The sequence below is a fragment of the Nonomuraea sp. KM88 genome, from assembly GCF_052245635.1.
In the GTDB taxonomy this organism is placed as follows: Bacteria; Actinomycetota; Actinomycetes; order Streptosporangiales; family Streptosporangiaceae; genus Nonomuraea.
The window spans coordinates 244,414-260,083 of sequence record NZ_JBQQCC010000001.1; the positions used below are offsets into that span (position 1 = coordinate 244,414).

Consider the following 15,670-nt stretch of genomic DNA (forward strand, 5'->3'; position numbering starts at 1 on the left):
AACCATTCTCCTTCTAGCGATGAGCGGCCGCGTCGGGGATGCGGTCCGCCGTGACGAGGTGACACGCGGCCGGATGCCCGTTGCCCCGCGCGTCGGTCAAGGGGGGCTCGTCGGTGCGGCAGGCGTCGTACGCCAGCGGGCACCGCGTGTGGAACCGGCACCCGGAGGGCGGATCGACCGGGCTCGGCACGTCGCCGCCGAGCACGATCCTGCGCCGCTCGCGCTGCCGCACCGGATCGGCCACCGGGGCCGCCGACAGCAGCGCCTGCGTGTACGGGTGCCGCGGCGCGGCGAAGATCTCGGCCTTCGGGCCCGACTCCACGATCTTGCCCAGGTACATGACGGCGATCCGGTCGGCCAGGAACTCCACGACCGACAGGTCATGCGTGATGAACAGGCAGGAGAAGCCCATGTCCCGCTGCAGATCCGTGATCAGGTTGAGCACGGACGCCTGCACGGACACGTCGAGCGCCGACACCGGCTCGTCCGCCACGACCAGCTTCGGCTCCAGGATCAGCGCCCTGGCCAGCCCCACCCGCTGACGCTGCCCGCCGGACAGCTCGTGCGGGAACCGCGAGCGCATCTCCTGCCGCAGCCCGACCTTCTCCAGCATGGCCGACACCCGCTCGGAGGCGCCCCGGCGGTCGGCCACCTTGTGCCGCAGCAGCGGCTCGCCGACGATCTGCTCGATCGTGAAGCGCGGGTTGAGCGAGGAGAAGGGGTCCTGGAAGACCATGTGCACGTCCCGGCGCAGCGGGCGCATGGCCCGGCGCGACAGGCGGGTGATGTCGCGGCCGGCCAGCTCGATCGTGCCCGCGGTCGGGTCGGTCAGGCGCAGCACGCACTTGCCCACCGTGGACTTGCCGCTGCCGGACTCGCCGACCAGGCCGAGCACCTCGCCCTGGCCGATCTCCAGCGACAGGCCGTCCACGGCGCGCACCTGGCCGTAGTGCTTGACCAGGTCGTCGATGCGCAGGATCACTCCGTGCCTCCCGGGTGAAAGCAGGCCGCCAGATGGCCTTCCGCCTGGCGTACGAGCGAGGGCCGCGAGAGGCGGCAGTCGGCCTGGACGCGCGGGCAGCGGTCGTGGAAGGCGCACTCGTCGGGGTCGGACAGCGGCGAGGGCACCATGCCGGGGATCTCGGCCAGCCGCCCGCCGACCGCGGCGGTGGGCAGGGCCTTCATCAACCCCAGCGTGTACGGGTGGCGCGGGTTCGCGAACAGCTCGGTCACCGTGGCCTGCTCCACGGCGCGGCCCGCGTACATGACCACGGCCCGGTCGGCGATGTCGGCCACCACGCCGAGGTCGTGCGTGATCAGGATGATCGCGGTGCCGAGCCGGTCGCGCAGGTCGCGGAAGACGTCCAGCACGCCCGCCTGGATCGTCACGTCGAGCGCCGTGGTGGGCTCGTCGGCGATCAGGACCCGGGGAGAGCAGGCCACCGCGATCGCGATCATCACGCGTTGCCGCATGCCTCCGGACAGCTGGTGCGGATACTCCTTCATCCTGCGCGCCGCCGCCGGGATGCCGACCAGCTCCAGCAGCTCGACCGCGCGGTCGCCGGCCGCCCGCCGAGACAGGCCCTCGTGCCTGCGCAGCACCTCGGTGATCTGGTAGCCGACGCTGAACGACGGGTTGAGCGAGGTCATCGGCTCCTGGAAGACGACCGAGACGTCCTTGCCGCGTACGTGCCGCAGGTCCGGCTCGGGCAGCGTGGTGAGCTCGCGGCCGTCCAGCCGCACCGAGCCGGACAGCCGGGTCGTGTCGGGCGGCAGCAGCCGGGGCACCGACATCGCGGTGACCGACTTGCCGCAGCCGGACTCGCCGCACAACGCCAGGATCTCGCCCTCGTCCAGGGTGAGCGAGATGTCCCTGACCGCCTGCACCAGGCCGTCCTCGGTGTCGAACCCGACGGTCAGGTCGGTGATCTCCAGCAGGCTCATCGGCCGCTCCTCGGGTCCAGTACGTCGCGCAGCCCGTCACCGAGCAGGTTGAAGCCGAGCGTGGCCAGCGCGATCATCAGGCCGGGCCAGATGGCCAGCCACGGCGCGTCGCTCAGGTACTGCTGCGCGGTGGTCAGCATCACTCCCCACGAGGCCGTCGGCGGTTGCACGCCGAGCCCGAGGAACGACAGCGTGGACTCGCCGATGATGGCCGCCGGGATCGCCACCGTGGCCTGCACGATGAGCGGGCTGGCGCAGTTGGGCAGCACGTACCTGAAGATGATGTGCCCGTCGCCGGCGCCGTCGGCGACGGCCGCCGCCACGTAGTCCATTTCCCTGACCGCCAGCACCTCGCCCCGGGTGATGCGGATGACGGCGGGCAGCTGGGAGAAGCCCAGCGCCAGCACCACGCCCTTCAGCGACGGCCCGATGATCGCCGCCAGGCCCACCGCGAACACCAGGAAGGGGAAGGCCAGCGTCACGTCCACCAGCCGCATCACGACCGGGTCGAGCCAGCGCCGGTAGAACCCGGCGACCAGCCCGATCGGGATGCCCACCGCCATCGCGAGCAGGGTCGACAGCACCCCGGCCTGGAGCGACACCTGCGCGCCGTGCGCGATCCTGGCGAACGCGTCCCTGCCCAGGTCGTCGGTGCCCATCAGGTGCGCGGGCGACGGCGGTGCCAGCGTGGCCAGGTAGTCCTGCGCGGCCGGGTCGCCGGTCACCAGCGGCCCCGCCAGGGCCAGCAGGACGAAACCCGCGACCAGCACCAGCCCGGCCATCGGCATCGGCCGCCGCCGGAAGCGCCGCCACAACCTGCGCCTGCGGGCGGCCCGGCCCGCCGCGACGGCCTGTTCAGTCATGGGAGCCCCCTGACAGCCTGATCCGCGGGTTGAGGAAGGCGTAGGCGATGTCGACCAGGAGGTTGACGACGACGTAGCCGATCACGGTGATCAGCACCACGGCCTGGATGACGGGGTAGTTCCTGGTCAGCACCGCGTCCACGGTCAGCTTGCCGAACCCGGGGATCACGAAGATCTGCTCCGTCACCACGGCGCCGCTGATCAGGGCGCCGAGCTGGAGGCCGAGCACGGTGACGACGGTCGTCAGGCTGTTGCGCAGCGCGTGCGCGCCCACGACCTTGGCCTCCGACAGGCCCTTGGACCGCGCGGTCCTGACGTAGTCGGCCGACAGCGCGCCCAGCATGGCCGAGCGGGTCTGCCGCATCAGGATGGCCGCGAAGCCGGTCCCGAGCACGAGGGCGGGCAGGATCATGCGCTGCAGGTTCTCGGCCGGGTCCTGGGTGAACGGCACGTATCCGGAGGCGGGCAGCACCCGCCAGGTGACCGCGAACAGCAGGATGGCGAGCAGACCCAGCCAGAAGTGCGGCACCGACAACCCGGCCAGGCCGAACCCGGTGGCGACGTAGTCGGCGACCTTGCCGCGGCGCACCGCCGCCACGATGCCCGCGCCCACGCCGATGACGATCGCGACCAGCATGGCGAGGGCGGACAGTTCCAGCGTCACCGGCAGCCGCTCGGCGATGATGTCGATCACCGGGAGCTGGTCCTGCGTGGAACGGCCGAGGTTGCCGGTCAGGGTCTGGCCGATGTAGTCGACGTACTGTGCGGGCAGTGGTTTGTCCAGGCCGAACTCCTGCCGGATGGCCTCGACCACCTCGGGCGAGGCCTCCTGCCCCGCCATGACGGTGGCCGGGTCGCCGGGCAGCGCCCTGATCCCCAGGAAGATCAGGACACTGCCCAGGAACATGACGATCACCGCGGATCCGCAGCGCCGGAGGATGAACCAGAGCATCAGGAGGTGAACCCGGCGGTGACGAAGCGCGGCAGGCCGTCCTTGAAGTACTGGACTCCGGCGACGTTCTTGTTCATGCCCAGGTAGTACTTGTTGTGGTAGAGGTACACGATCCCGCGCAGCTCGGCGATCTTCTTCGTCGCGCTGCTGTAGAGCTCCGCCCGCTTGGCGGTGTCCGACTCTGCGGCCGCCTCCTTGACCGGGTCGTCGATGCCCGGGTCGGACATGCCGCTGTAGTTGTTGGCGCCGCGGCTGGTGACCATGCCGGTGAGGTTGCCGTCCGGGTCCACCCGGCCCGACCAGCCGACCAGCATGGCGTCGAAGTCGCCGGCCTTGCCCTGCTCCAGGTTGCTGACGAACTCGCCCGTCTTCACGCTCACGTTGAAGCCCGCCTCCTTGGCCATCTGCTGGATGACCTGCGCCAGGCGGATGTTGGTGGCGTCGTTGGGCGTGTTGAGGCTGACGGGGATCGGCGTCGGCACGCCGGAGGCCTGGACGAGCTGCTTGGCCTTGGCGACGTCGCGCTTCGAGCACTGCAGGTCCTGCGCCCGGTAGGGGCTGTCCAGCGGCAGGGGCGAGCAGTCGGCCTCGTACAGGCCGTTGTAGACGGTCTTGTTGATCAGCTCGCGGTCGAGGGACAGCTCGAACGCCTCGCGCAGCTGCGGGTTCTTGCCCAGCGCCGTGTCCACCGCGCCGGCCTTCTCCGTGGCCCCGTCGGCGTTGCCGACGTTGATCGTGACGCCGTAGTAGCCGAGGCCGCCGCCCGCCACGACCTTCAGGTTGGGGTCGGCCTGCACGCCCTTGACCGTGGTGGTGGCGAGCTGGTCGGCCACCTGAACGTCGCCGGACTTCAGGTTGGCGGCCCGTACGTTGGGGTCGATAATGATCTTGTAGACGAGCTTGTCGAGCTTGACCTTGGCCGCGTCGTAGTAGTCGGGCGCCTTCTCCAGCACGATCTGGCTGCCGGAGGTGCGGCCGGCGAACGCGAACGGTCCCACGCACACGGGGCTCGCGCCGAAGTTGTCGCCCGCCTCGTCCAGCGCCTTGGGCGACATGATCATGCCGGCGCGGTCGGCGAGCTGCGCGGTCAGCGGGGTGAACGCCTGCGAGAGCGTGAGCCTGACCGTGGCGGGGTCGACCACGGTGACCTTGTCGACCGGGGCGAGGTCGGCCTGGCGCGCCGACTTCTTCCAGGTGCGGTGCCGGTCGAGCGACTTCTTGACGGCCTCGGCGTCGAGCGGTGTCCCGTCGTTGAACTTCACGCCCTCGCGCAGCTTGATCGTCACCTCCTTGCCGTCGTCGGAGACCTCCGGCAGCGCGGCGGCCAGTTGCGGCACCAGAGCCGACGCCGCGTCGATGTCGTAGAGCTTCTCGCACATGTTCGCGAAGACCTCGCGACCCACCAGCGTGGTCGCGGAGCTCGGGTCGAGTGCGTCGGGGTCGGCGTTGAGCGCGATGTTGAGCGTGCCGCCCGCTTTGACCGGCCGGTTGTCGGTGGTGGCGTCGGCGATGGATGGAGGTGCGGCGGGCGTGCCGGTGGATCCGCCTCCGCCGCATGCCGCCAGGGCCACGGGGAGAACGGCGAGCGCCGCGACGAGCCTGGGGGACGGTCTCATGGGGCCTCCGTAGAACCTTTTAGGAGACTGTATACAAGACCTGACATTTCATAAGTGTTTCATAACGCTGTGTTGTTATCTGACCGTTTTCTAATCGTTCGGGTGTTTTGTTGTACGGCCCACGGCCACCAGGAACGATCTCCTGGCCGCGGCCACGTGCGCGACCGCCCTGGCCTGCGCCTCGTCCTCGTCGCCCGCGGCGATGGCCTCGTACAGGCTCACGTGTTCTGACCAGGAGTGCGGGCCGCGTGCGGCGGCGGTCTGGCTGAAGACCCACTGCGCCCGCTGGAGCATCGGCTTCATCATCAGGCTCAGGTAGGAGTTGCCCGCAGCCTCGCCCACGGCCAGGTGGAAGGTGGTGTTGAGGTCGGCCACCCGCTCCAGGCGCCCGGCTTCCACCGCCTGCCTGGCCTGCTCGAGCACCTGCCGGAGCCGCTCGGCGGCGGCCGGATCACGCTTGCGCGCCGCCAGCCGGGCCGCGAGCCCTTCGATCGCCATGCGCACGTCGAAGAGCTCCTCGCCCTCTTCGGCGGACAGGCGGGCGACCGTGGCGCCGAGCCGGGGGACGACCTCGATGAAGCCCTCGGCGGCCAGCACCCGGATGGACTCGCGTACCGGATTGCGCGAGACGCCGAGCGCGGCGGCCAGCCGGTCCTCGACCAGCCGTTCGCCCTGGGCGAGCTCGCCGGAGAGTATGCGGCGCCGGAGCTCCTCGGTGACCTCGTCGCGTAATGTCTGATGGGCCGCGCCCAGCGTCATGCCACTCATTTGACGACTTATCGTATACAGCTCCTTTGCGGGTCAGGCTTCCCCGCGTGGACTCCGGTCCGCCTCCTCCGCCACCTGGCTGACCTCCCACATGCGCCCGAACTCTCCCGTCGTCATCGCCTCCTCCGGCACCGCGCCCTGCGGGTCGATCAGCAGGACCTTGACCGCCCCGCCACGGGCCAGGCACTTCTGCAGGCTCCTCGACCAGGCCGGTTGTGCCGTCAGGTAGATCACCTTCGCGGTCCGCACGAGCCGGACGGAAGCCGCTTCACCCGGTGACCGCGCCCGCGCGGCGCTTGGCGCGATAGGTGAGCCACAGGCCCGTGCCGTACATGGCCACGCCGAGGACGATCATGACCGCGACGGTCGGCGCGCGCAGCCCCGGCTCCATGTACGTGGCCAGGAACCACGAGTGCTCCAGCATGCCGTTGTTCACGAAGATGACGGCCACGATCCCCTGCGGGAACAGCGGGATGGCGCCGAGCGACCAGCAGGTCATGACGATCACCCGCTGGACCTTGGGCATGTCCGGCATCTTGAACGCCGTGCCGGCTCCTCCGTCGGGGCGGCGGCCCGTACGCATCATATGCAGCAGCTCGGGGCCCCGGGCGGCCAGCCGCCGCTCGGCCAGCAGCCCCAGCCCCCAGTAGCACAGGACGCCGGTGCCCACCCCGGCCGCCACGCCCCACCAGCCGTACAGCACCGCCACCACGATGGCGGGCGCGCCCGTCAGCGCGACGAGGACCAGCACCAGGTACGCCAGGCCGGTCAGCGAGCCGTCGTCCTCACTCGTCCGCAGGGGGTTGCCGCCGCGCTTCTGGGGGTCGGTGCCGGGCACCAGCGCGAACACCGAGATGAGCGGCACCAGCCCGGCCGCGCCGCCGAGCAGCGCGGCCGTGGCCGCCAGGATCAGCGGCATCGTGCCCTCCACGACCAGGGCGAGCGCCACCCCGAGCACGACCGCCACCGGGCCCACGATCACCAGCCAGGCCCGCTGCCGGCCGCGCACGTCGGACGCGCCCGGCGTCATCAGCGACAACCAGAGCGCGGTGCCGTCGGTGCCGTAGAGGTTGGACGTCATGGCGGCCGCCATGACGATGAACATCGGCCCCGCCCACGGCAGCAGCCCCGCCCAGCCGAGCACGAGCGGCGCCCCCGCGAAGAACAGCCCGTACGCCAGCGCGAACGTCAGCTGGTGGTTGCGCACGAGGTTGCGCGACCACGTACGCAGTTCCTTGGCGACCACGGCCGTGCCCGCCGTGCCCGCCCGCATCGGCCGGCGGCCACGCGCCGACGGCCGGGACGCGCCCGCCCGCCGGGTCAGCAGCGCCGCCCACGCGCCGAGCAGCAGCACGATCAGCACCGCCATCGCGGCCAGGGCCCAATAGCCGCCCCGCACCGCCAGCAACCCCCACCCCGACGGCAGGTACCGCACGAACTCGGGAATCCGCCCGCCCTGCCCGAACGCCACCGCGAAAACCCACGCCTGCCCCAGGAACGCCAGCACCACACCGTTGATCACCCCTGCGCCGATCGCCCCCACGCGCGAGCGCAGCGCGATGCCCAGCAGTCCCACTGCCACCTTCGACAGCAGCACGAACACCGCCAGCTGCAACACCATCGCGGGTACCGCGACCAGCGCCGCCACGGCGCTCTCCCGCGCGCCCGCCACCACGAGCCCCGACAGGGCGATCAGGCTGACCGCCGGCGCGACGCCCACGAACGCCGAGACCAGCAGCCCGCCCGCCAGCCGCGCCGGCGGCAACCCCACCAGCGCGAAGAACTCGGGCCGCAACGTCTCGTCGCCGCCGCCGGAGAAGACGGGGCCGATGATCCAGCCGAGCATCCACACGGCGTAGGCGGCGGCCGCCCAGTCGCCGTCAAGGAGGGCCAGGTAGATCGTGCCCGCCGCGAGCACCAGCCCGAGCACGCCGCCCGTGGCCATCGTGCCGCCGCGCTGTCCCGTGACCGAATGGCGGAGGATGGCGACCTTCATCCGGACCAGAGTGACGGCTACAGCCATGACAATCCCCTGGTGCCGGTGGAGCCCGCGCCGACCAGCTCCACGAACCGGTCCTCCAGCGTCGCCGCGCCGCGCACCTCCTGCAGCGGGCCCGCCGCCGCCACCCGGCCCTTGTCGATCACGCCCACGTGGTCGCAGAGCTGCTCGACCAGCGCCATCACATGGCTCGACAACACGATCGAACCGCCGCCCGCCACGAACCCGCGCAGAATCATCTTGATCGTGGCAGCCGACACCGGGTCCACCGCCTCGAACGGCTCATCCAGCACCAGCAGCTTGGGCGCGTGCAACAAAGCCGTGGCCAGGCCGATCTTCTTACGCATGCCGGTCGAGTATTCGATCACCAGAGTCTTCTCGGCCCCGTCCAGCTCCAGCACCGACAGCAACTCCTCGGCCCGCTCGGCCACCACCTCCTTGCCCAGCCCGCGCAGCAGCCCGAGGTAGGTGAGAACCTCGCGGCCGGTGAGCCGCTCCGGCATGGCCATTCCGTCGGGCAGCACGCCCACCAGCTGCTTGGCCCGGCCGGGATCGGACCACACGTCGGCGCCGAAGATCAGCGCCGTTCCCGCGTCCGGCCTGAGCAGGCCGACCGCCATGGACAACGTGGTGGTCTTGCCCGCGCCGTTCTGCCCGACGAGGCCGTAGAACGACCCCTGGGGAACGGTCATGTCGATGTGGTCGACGGCGACGTTCTCGCCGAACGTCTTGGCCAACCCCTTGATCTCTAATGCGGCTGTCATGGGTCTCTCCTGGTGGCGATGGTGAACGAGGTGACGAGTTCGCGGGTGTGCAGGTCGAGGTCGAAGTCCGGATCACGCAGGAGGTGGCCGGGCACCGCGTCGATCGCGCCGCGAATGCTGATGGCCATGCTGCGCTGGTCGAAGTCGCGGAACTCGCCCGTCCGTTTGCCCCAGCCGAGCAGCTTCTCCAGGTCGGCGATCGCCACCTCGGCCTGCACCGCGTACGGCCCGGGACCGCCCTCCTCGCCCGGAGTGTGCGTGATCACCTCCATCAGCGCCAGCAGGGGCTTGCGGCGCAGCCGCATGAACTCCATGTTGCTCTCGATGTAGGCGCGCAGGCCGTCGCTCGCCGTGGACTGGCCGAGGATGCGGTGGACCATCAGGTCGGTCGCCATCCTGGCGACCTCCGCGACGACCGCATCGATGAGCTGCTTCTTGCCGCCGAAGTGGTACGAGATCACGCCGGTGCTGATCTTTGCCTGCTCGGCGATCCTGGCCAGGGTCGTGTGGGCGTACCCCTGGTCGGCGAGCACCTCGATGGCGCACGCGATGATCTGGGCCCGGCGCGCCTGCTCAATGAACGTGCGACTTTCTGACGGCATGATCAGAATTCTAAACGGTCATTCAACTCGAGTGTCGCCTGGAGCCTGCCCGGGGCGTCGTGCCCGAAGGGTGCCGGAGCTCGGTCAGGCGCGCAGGCGCAGGCCGCGGGGCGTCGGGTGGAACCCCGCCGCCTCAAGAGCGGCCGCCAGCGGTGAGTCGACGATGGAGGCCCCGTCGGCCCGCTCCACGGTCAGCTTGCCCAGCGCGCCGTCGCGTACGGCCAGGGCGAGGGCGTCGACGGCCGGCTGCAGGCGCGTGTCGTCGGTGAACGACAGCAGGGTCTTGCCACCCCGCTCGACGTAGAGCACCAGGTGGCCGTCGACCAGGACCACCAGGGACCCGGCCTTCCTGCCCGGCTTGTGCCCGACGTCGCCGGGATGCTGCGGCCAGGGGAGCGCGGCGCCGTACGGGCTGGCCGGGTCGGCGGCGGCGAGCACCACCGCCCGCCTTGAGCCGCCCGACCGCCCGGAGCTCGCGGAAACGCCCCCGAATCCGGTTGCCGGCGAGCCCCCGGTCCCCGGCGCGAGCCCGGCGCCCGGCCCGAATCCGGCCCCCGGCCCCGGTTCGGTACCCGGTCCGAGCCCGGTTTCCGGCGCGAAGCCGGACGCGCCCGGGGCGATGCCCGGTGCCATGGCGCGCATCCGGTCGACCGCCCCGGGCAGCGCGAACTGGGCACCGCCGAGCCCTTCGACGAAGTAGCCCCGCCGGCAGCGCCCGCTCTCTTCGTACGCCCGCAACACCTGATAGACCGGCGTGAACCCACCGGGCAGGCGCTCCGAGGTCACCGCCCCGCGCGTCACCACCCCGTGCCGTTCGAGCAGCGTTTCGGCCTGGGCGTTGGCCCGCTGCGTCGCGTCAGGCGCGGGGCCGGGCAGCAACCACCACCGCCCGGCCACCGTGGGCGGCCCGCTCCTGCTCGGCAGCACCGCCCGGCGCCGCCGCGTGGTGGCGGGCCGGTGCGCGGGCCGTCCGGTGCCGAGGGTGGCCCGCAGCGGCGCGAGCGTGTCACCTGACACCCGCCCCGCCCACGCCAGGTCCCACAGCGCGGCGACGAGCGTCGTGTCGTCGAGCGAGCCGAGCTGGTCGGAGATCCCGCGGAAGAACAGCGCGCCACCCCCGCTCAGCAGCTCCAGCACGCTGTCGTGCACCGGCGTCATGGTGATCTCGGCGGGCTCGGGCAGCAGCAGCGGCGCGGTGTCGGTGAAGTAGAGGGACACCCAGCCGTCACCGCCGGGCAGCGAGCCCTGCCCCGCCCACATCACCTCGCCGGACGACGTCAGCTCGTCGAGCAGCGCCGGATGGTAGCCGGGCACCCGCGCGGGCAGCACCAGCGTCTCCAGCGCGGACGCGGGCACGGCCGCCCCCTGGAGCTGCTCGATGGAGCGGACCAGGGAGTCCATCGCCCTGGCCGCCCCGGCCCGCCCCGCCGAGGCCGGCCCCGAGCCGGTGATGCCGTGCCAGGCCGGGAGAAACAGGGCCAGCGTCTCCGGCGCGACCGGCTCGACCTCCTTACGGAGCCTTGCCAGCGACCGGCGGCGCAACATCCGCAGCACCCCGGCGTCGCACCACTCCTCGCCCCGCCCGCCGGGCCGGAACTCGCCGCTGACGACCCGCCCGGTCACCGCCAGCCGCCGCAGCGCGTCCGTCACCACGGCGACGCCCAGCCCGAACCTCGCCGCGGCCGTGCCGGCGTGGAAGGGCCCGCGCGTGCGGGCGTGCCGCGCCACCAGGTCGGCCAGCGGGTCGGCGACCGGCTCCAGGAACACGTGCGGCACCCCCACCGGCAGGGGCACGCCGAGCGCGTCACGCAACCGCGCCGCGTCCTCGATGGCGGCCCACTGCTCCTCGCCCGCGACGCGTACTTTGATCGCCCGCCGCGCGCGCTCCAGCTCCTGCAGCCAGGCCGGGTCACCGCCGCGCACGCTCACGTCGGGCACCAGCAGCGGGCCGTGCGAGCGCAGCAGGTCGGCGAGGTCTTCCGCGTCGCGCAGCGGCCGGTCGAGCCGGGCCAGCTCGCGCTCGCTGTCGGAGATCACGTCGGGTTCGAGAAGCTCGCGCAGGTCGGCCTGCCCGAGCAGCTCGGACAGCAGCGTGGTGTCGAGGGCCAGGGCCTGCGCCCGCCGCTCGGCCAGCGGCGCGTCGCCTTCGTACATGAACGCGCCCACGTAGTGGAACAACAACGACGCCGCGAACGGGGAGGCCTGCGAGGTCTCCACCTCCACCAGCCGCACCCTGCGCGCCGCGATGTCGCGCATGAGCCGGACGAGGCCGGGCACGTCGAAGACGTCCTGCAGGCACTCGCGCATCGTCTCCAGCACGATCGGGAACGAGGCGTATCGGGAGGCCACGCCCAGCAGGTGGGCGGCTCGCTGGCGCTGCTGCCACAGCGGGCTGCGCCTGCCCGGCGTGCGGCGCGGCAGCAGCAGCGCCCGCCCCGCGCACTCCCTGAACCGGGAGGCGAACATGGCCGACCCGCCCAGCTCCTCGGTGACGATCTGCTCGACCTCCTCGGCGTCGAACGCCGCCACGTCGGTGGGAGGCTCGGCCAGCGTGTCGGGGATGCGCAGCACGATGCCGTCGTCGGAGTGCACGGCCTGCACGTCGACGCCGTAACGCTCGCGCAGCCGCCGGTTGATGGCCAGCGCCCATGGCGCGTGCACCCGCGCGCCGTAGGGGGAGTGGATCACCACCCGCCAGTCGCCCAGCTCGTCGTGGAAACGCTCCACCAGCAACGTGCGGTCGTCGGGCACGTAGCCGGTGGCCTCGCGCTGCTCGTTGAGGTAGGCCAGCAGGTTGCCCGAGGCGTAGGCGTCGAGGCCCGCCGCCCGCATCCGGTCGGTCGAGCCCTGCTGGGCCTGCTCGCGCAGGAACCGCCCGATCGCCCGGCCCAGCTCGGCCGGACGGCCGGGCGCGTCGCCGTGCCAGAACGGCAGCTTGCCCGGCTGCCCCGGCGCCGGTGAGACGAGCACCCGGTCGGCCGTGATGTCCTCGATCCGCCAGGACGTCGCGCCCAGCACGAACACGTCGCCCACCCGCGACTCGTAGACCATCTCCTCGTCGAGCTCGCCCACCCTGGAGGAGCGCTCGCCCACCAGGAACACCCCGAACAGGCCGCGGTCGGGGATGGTGCCGCCGTTGGTGACCGCGAGCCGCTGCGCCCCTGGACGCCCCTGCAGGGTGCCGGTCACGCGATCCCACACGATGCGGGGGCGCAGCTCGGCGAACTCCTCGCTCGGATAGCGGCCGGCCAGCATGTCGAGCGTGGCCTCCAGCGCGCCGCGCGGCAGCGTGGCGTAGGGGGCGGACCGCTTGACCACGGACTCCAGCTCGTCGACCGTCCACTCGTCGAGCGCCGTCATGGCGACGATCTGCTGGGCCAGCACGTCGAGCGGATTGCGCGGATAGCGCAGCTCCTCGATCTCGCCGCTCTTCATGCGCTCGGCCACCACGGCCGTCTGCACCAGATCGCCGCGGTATTTCGGGAAGATCACCCCTTTGGACACCGCCCCCACCTGGTGGCCCGCCCGGCCGATGCGCTGCAGCCCGCTGGCCACGCTCGGCGGCGCCTCCACGCACGCGACCAGGTCGACCGCGCCCATGTCGATGCCCAGCTCCAGGCTGGAGGTGGCGACCACGGCGGGCAGCCTGCCCGACTTGAGCGCCTCCTCGATCTGCGCCCGCTCCTCCTTGGAGACCGAGCCGTGGTGAGCGCGTACGATCTCCGTCACGACCCCCTTGGCGGATCCCGCCTGCGCCATCATCTCGGCGGGCGTGCGCCGGGGAGGCTCGGCGGCGGGGCCCTGATCGGGCGGACCCGTCTCCCAGATCGACGGATCGACGGCCTCCGTGCCGTGCTCGCGCTCATATGCCAGCTCGTTGAGCCGGGTGCACAGCCGCTCGGCCAGCCGCCGCGAGTTGGCGAAGACGATCGTCGAGCTGTGCGCCCCGATCAGGTCGAAGAGCCGGTCTTCGACATGCGGCCAGATCGACCTGCCGCTCGGCTCGGGCGCGACCTCCTCGCCCTCCTGCGGCTTGCCGCCCTCCATCTCCGTCATGTCCTCGACCGGGACGACGACCTCGATCTCGATCTGCTTCTCCGACGGCGGCTGCACCACGGTGGCCGGGCGAACCCCGCCCAGGAACGTCGCCACCTCGCTCACCGGGCGCACGGTCGCCGACAACCCGATGCGCTGCGCCGGCCGTTCGAGCAGGGCGTCGAGCCGCTCCAGGGTGAGAGCCAGATGCGCGCCCCGCTTGGTGGCCGCGACCGCGTGCACCTCGTCGACGATCACTGTCTCGACCTCGCGCAACGCCTCGCGAGCCTGGCTGGTGAGCAGCAGGAACAGCGACTCGGGCGTCGTGATCAGAATGTCGGACGGCCTGGCGGCGAACCGCCTGCGGTCTTCCGCCGGGGTGTCGCCCGAGCGGATCGCGACCGAGATCTCCGGCACCGGCAGCCCCAGCCGCCGCGCCGTCTGCTTGATGCCCGCCAGCGGCGCGCGCAGGTTGCGCTCGACGTCGACGGCGAGCGCCTTGAGCGGCGACACGTAGAGCACGCGCGTGCCCCTGCGCCCGGCCTGCCCCTGGGCCTGCTCCTGGGCCCGGCCCCTGGCCCGTCTCGGGGGCCGCTCCTGGACCCGCTCATCGACCGGCGTCGCGGCGAGCCGGTCGAGCGACCACAGGAACGCCGCCAGCGTCTTGCCCGACCCGGTGGGCGCGACGACCAGGGTGTTGTCGCCGCGCGCGATCGACTCCCACGCCCCCTCCTGGGCGGCGGTGGGCTCCTGGAATGCTCCGGTGAACCATTGCCTGGTCATCTGGCTGAAGTGGTCTAGCGAGCTCACCAGCACATACTGCCTCGCGTCACCGACAGAAACCGCATTCGCACGACGGCGCGTGATTGAGCGGGCGCCATGGCGGACATACAGCGACCGTGACCATTGACTACGCGTCCATCGAAGCCCGCCGTGCGGAGCTCAGGCGGCGTCACGTCTTACCGCACCGGCCGTCCAGCAGCGCGCGGGGCCTGCACCACGTGGCCCTGCTGTCGTCCGACGTGGAACGGACCATAACGTTCTACCAGGAACTCCTGGAGTTCCCGCTCACCGAGATCATCGAAAACCGCGACTACAAGGGCTCCAGCCACTTCTTCTTCGACATCGGCAACGGCAACCTGCTCGCCTTCTTCGACTTCCCCGGCCTCGACCTTGGGCCGTACCAGGAAGTGCTCGGTGGGCTGCACCACATCGCGATCTCCGTCGACCCCGCCACGTGGGAACGACTGCGCGGGAAGCTGGAGATGGCCGGCGTGCCGCACCAGATCGAGAGCGGCGCCTCCATCTACTTCAAGGACCCCGACGGCGCCCGCCTGGAACTGCTCGCCGACCATCTCGGTGAGATGTACGGCGCGCGGGTGATGTGACCTAGCGGCGCGACGCCCTGCGCGTTCGCGGCCTGCCCGCACGCGGTAACCGCCTGATGCCCGCGTGCCGCTCGGCACGCTCCTCCTTCTCCTTCTGCACGGCGAGGCGCAGCGCGAGCTGCAACCGGCGGCGCCTGGCCCTGTTGGCCCTGGCGATGGCTGACTTCGGGGGTGAAGACTTGGGGGTCTTTGGCATGGGGATGTCCTACCCACTCGCGGCGGGCTTCCATACTTGAGTGCATGCGCCTGACCGAGTTCTGGAGACGGATGAACGCTCACTTCGGTGAGACCTACGCCGAGTCATGGGCGCGCGACTACGTGCTCGCCCCGCTCGGCGGGCGGACGGTGACGCAGGCGCTGGCCGACGGTGAGAGCGCCAAGACCGTCTGGCGCGCCGTGTGCCAGGTGGAGGACGTCTCGCCCAAGCTGCGCTGAAGCGGCTAGGGCTGGGCCGCGTCCAGCGCCCGGCGCAGCGCCGCGGCCGTGCTCTCCAGATCGTCGGCGCTGCCCTGCCCGCCCGGGGACCACAGGAAGAGCCAGCCTTGGCCGGACGGCGTCGCGAAGATGATCGTCTGGCGGCCGGTGCGCGGATGCCACGCCCACAACACCGGATCGTCCTCGCCGACCAACCGGCTGACCAGTCCCACATCGGGCAGCAGTTCGGCGAGCGACTCCAGATGGACGCGCCGTTCCCCGGTGAAGCCGCTCGCCACGTCGCCGCCTCCAAGCTTTCGCCCTG

Annotated in this window: 15 protein-coding genes; 2 read left to right on the top strand and 13 right to left on the bottom strand. The window is 71.6% G+C overall.

Annotated features, from left to right (window positions below):
- Nucleotides 1-13: 13 nt before the first annotated feature.
- The 11 genes from ACTWPV_RS01165 to ACTWPV_RS01215 form a co-directional block, all read right to left on the bottom strand.
- Nucleotides 14-982: an ABC transporter ATP-binding protein gene (locus tag ACTWPV_RS01165; protein ID WP_443150224.1), complete on the bottom strand. Its 969-nt coding sequence runs from the start codon at nucleotides 980-982 to the stop codon at nucleotides 14-16.
- Nucleotides 979-1,944 carry an ABC transporter ATP-binding protein gene (locus ACTWPV_RS01170; protein WP_443150225.1) on the bottom strand — a complete coding sequence of 322 codons (966 nt, stop codon included), beginning with the start codon at nucleotides 1,942-1,944 and terminating at the stop codon, nucleotides 979-981. The genes ACTWPV_RS01165 and ACTWPV_RS01170 overlap by 4 nt, the downstream gene beginning before the upstream one ends.
- A complete protein-coding gene (locus ACTWPV_RS01175; protein WP_443150226.1) occupies nucleotides 1,941-2,807 on the bottom strand; it encodes an ABC transporter permease in 867 nt (288 codons plus the stop codon). Before ACTWPV_RS01175 ends, ACTWPV_RS01170 begins: the two co-directional genes overlap by 4 nt.
- Nucleotides 2,800-3,759, bottom strand: coding sequence for an ABC transporter permease (locus tag ACTWPV_RS01180; RefSeq protein ID WP_347641612.1), 960 nt, complete (start codon nucleotides 3,757-3,759; stop codon nucleotides 2,800-2,802). The genes ACTWPV_RS01175 and ACTWPV_RS01180 overlap by 8 nt, the downstream gene beginning before the upstream one ends.
- Nucleotides 3,759-5,375: an ABC transporter substrate-binding protein gene (locus tag ACTWPV_RS01185; RefSeq protein ID WP_443150227.1), complete on the bottom strand. Its 1,617-nt coding sequence runs from the start codon at nucleotides 5,373-5,375 to the stop codon at nucleotides 3,759-3,761. Before ACTWPV_RS01185 ends, ACTWPV_RS01180 begins: the two co-directional genes overlap by 1 nt.
- A 90-nt stretch (nucleotides 5,376-5,465) precedes the next feature.
- Nucleotides 5,466-6,143 (bottom strand): GntR family transcriptional regulator, encoded by a 678-nt coding sequence (locus ACTWPV_RS01190; protein WP_443150228.1) that lies wholly within the window; start codon nucleotides 6,141-6,143, stop codon nucleotides 5,466-5,468.
- A 33-nt stretch (nucleotides 6,144-6,176) separates the two neighbouring features.
- Nucleotides 6,177-6,392, bottom strand: coding sequence for a hypothetical protein (locus ACTWPV_RS01195; RefSeq protein WP_443150229.1), 216 nt, complete (start codon nucleotides 6,390-6,392; stop codon nucleotides 6,177-6,179).
- Between the two features lie 19 nt (nucleotides 6,393-6,411).
- Nucleotides 6,412-8,139: a hypothetical protein gene (locus ACTWPV_RS01200; RefSeq protein ID WP_443150230.1), complete on the bottom strand. Its 1,728-nt coding sequence runs from the start codon at nucleotides 8,137-8,139 to the stop codon at nucleotides 6,412-6,414.
- A gap of 17 nt (nucleotides 8,140-8,156) precedes the next feature.
- On the bottom strand, nucleotides 8,157-8,906 hold the full coding sequence (locus ACTWPV_RS01205) for an ABC transporter ATP-binding protein (protein ID WP_443150231.1): 750 nt from the start codon (nucleotides 8,904-8,906) through the stop codon (nucleotides 8,157-8,159).
- Entirely contained in the window at nucleotides 8,903-9,508 is a 606-nt protein-coding gene (locus tag ACTWPV_RS01210) for a TetR/AcrR family transcriptional regulator (protein WP_443150232.1), read from the bottom strand. Before ACTWPV_RS01210 ends, ACTWPV_RS01205 begins: the two co-directional genes overlap by 4 nt.
- An 84-nt stretch (nucleotides 9,509-9,592) precedes the next feature.
- On the bottom strand, nucleotides 9,593-14,326 hold the full coding sequence (locus ACTWPV_RS01215) for an ATP-dependent helicase (protein ID WP_443150880.1): 4,734 nt from the start codon (nucleotides 14,324-14,326) through the stop codon (nucleotides 9,593-9,595).
- A gap of 116 nt (nucleotides 14,327-14,442) precedes the next feature.
- Between ACTWPV_RS01215 and ACTWPV_RS01220 the strand changes: the two genes are divergently transcribed.
- Nucleotides 14,443-14,931 carry a VOC family protein gene (locus ACTWPV_RS01220; RefSeq protein WP_347620246.1) on the top strand — a complete coding sequence of 163 codons (489 nt, stop codon included), beginning with the start codon at nucleotides 14,443-14,445 and terminating at the stop codon, nucleotides 14,929-14,931.
- Nucleotide 14,932: 1 nt separating this feature from the next.
- Here ACTWPV_RS01220 and ACTWPV_RS01225 read toward each other — a convergent pair whose 3' ends face one another.
- The gene (locus ACTWPV_RS01225; RefSeq protein ID WP_443150233.1) at nucleotides 14,933-15,127 is read right to left on the bottom strand and encodes a hypothetical protein; all 195 of its coding nucleotides are present in this window, start codon (nucleotides 15,125-15,127) and stop codon (nucleotides 14,933-14,935) included.
- A 44-nt stretch (nucleotides 15,128-15,171) separates the two neighbouring features.
- On the opposite strand from ACTWPV_RS01225, the gene ACTWPV_RS01230 reads away from it, so the two are divergent.
- Nucleotides 15,172-15,366, top strand: coding sequence for a DUF3046 domain-containing protein (locus ACTWPV_RS01230; protein WP_132596118.1), 195 nt, complete (start codon nucleotides 15,172-15,174; stop codon nucleotides 15,364-15,366).
- 5 nt (nucleotides 15,367-15,371) lie between these two features.
- Here the strand turns inward: ACTWPV_RS01230 and ACTWPV_RS01235 are convergent, their stop codons facing one another.
- Entirely contained in the window at nucleotides 15,372-15,644 is a 273-nt protein-coding gene (locus ACTWPV_RS01235) for a hypothetical protein (protein ID WP_443150234.1), read from the bottom strand.
- Nucleotides 15,645-15,670: the final 26 nt, after the last annotated feature.

Excerpts from the sequence above, each read along its gene's own strand:
- ACTWPV_RS01170 (WP_443150225.1), bottom strand. The coding sequence starts at position 1,944 with ATGAGCCTGCTGGAGATCACCGACCTGACCGTCGGGTTCGACACCGAG.
- ACTWPV_RS01175 (WP_443150226.1), bottom strand. The coding sequence starts at position 2,807 with ATGACTGAACAGGCCGTCGCGGCGGGCCGGGCCGCCCGCAGGCGCAGG.
- ACTWPV_RS01180 (WP_347641612.1), bottom strand. The coding sequence starts at position 3,759 with ATGCTCTGGTTCATCCTCCGGCGCTGCGGATCCGCGGTGATCGTCATG.
- ACTWPV_RS01185 (WP_443150227.1), bottom strand. The coding sequence starts at position 5,375 with ATGAGACCGTCCCCCAGGCTCGTCGCGGCGCTCGCCGTTCTCCCCGTG.
- ACTWPV_RS01190 (WP_443150228.1), bottom strand. The coding sequence starts at position 6,143 with ATGAGTGGCATGACGCTGGGCGCGGCCCATCAGACATTACGCGACGAG.
- ACTWPV_RS01200 (WP_443150230.1), bottom strand. The coding sequence starts at position 8,139 with ATGAAGGTCGCCATCCTCCGCCATTCGGTCACGGGACAGCGCGGCGGC.
- ACTWPV_RS01205 (WP_443150231.1), bottom strand. The coding sequence starts at position 8,906 with ATGACAGCCGCATTAGAGATCAAGGGGTTGGCCAAGACGTTCGGCGAG.
- ACTWPV_RS01210 (WP_443150232.1), bottom strand. The coding sequence starts at position 9,508 with ATGCCGTCAGAAAGTCGCACGTTCATTGAGCAGGCGCGCCGGGCCCAG.
- ACTWPV_RS01215 (WP_443150880.1), bottom strand. The coding sequence starts at position 14,326 with ATGACCAGGCAATGGTTCACCGGAGCATTCCAGGAGCCCACCGCCGCC.
- ACTWPV_RS01225 (WP_443150233.1), bottom strand. The coding sequence starts at position 15,127 with ATGCCAAAGACCCCCAAGTCTTCACCCCCGAAGTCAGCCATCGCCAGG.
- ACTWPV_RS01230 (WP_132596118.1), top strand. The coding sequence starts at position 15,172 with ATGCGCCTGACCGAGTTCTGGAGACGGATGAACGCTCACTTCGGTGAG.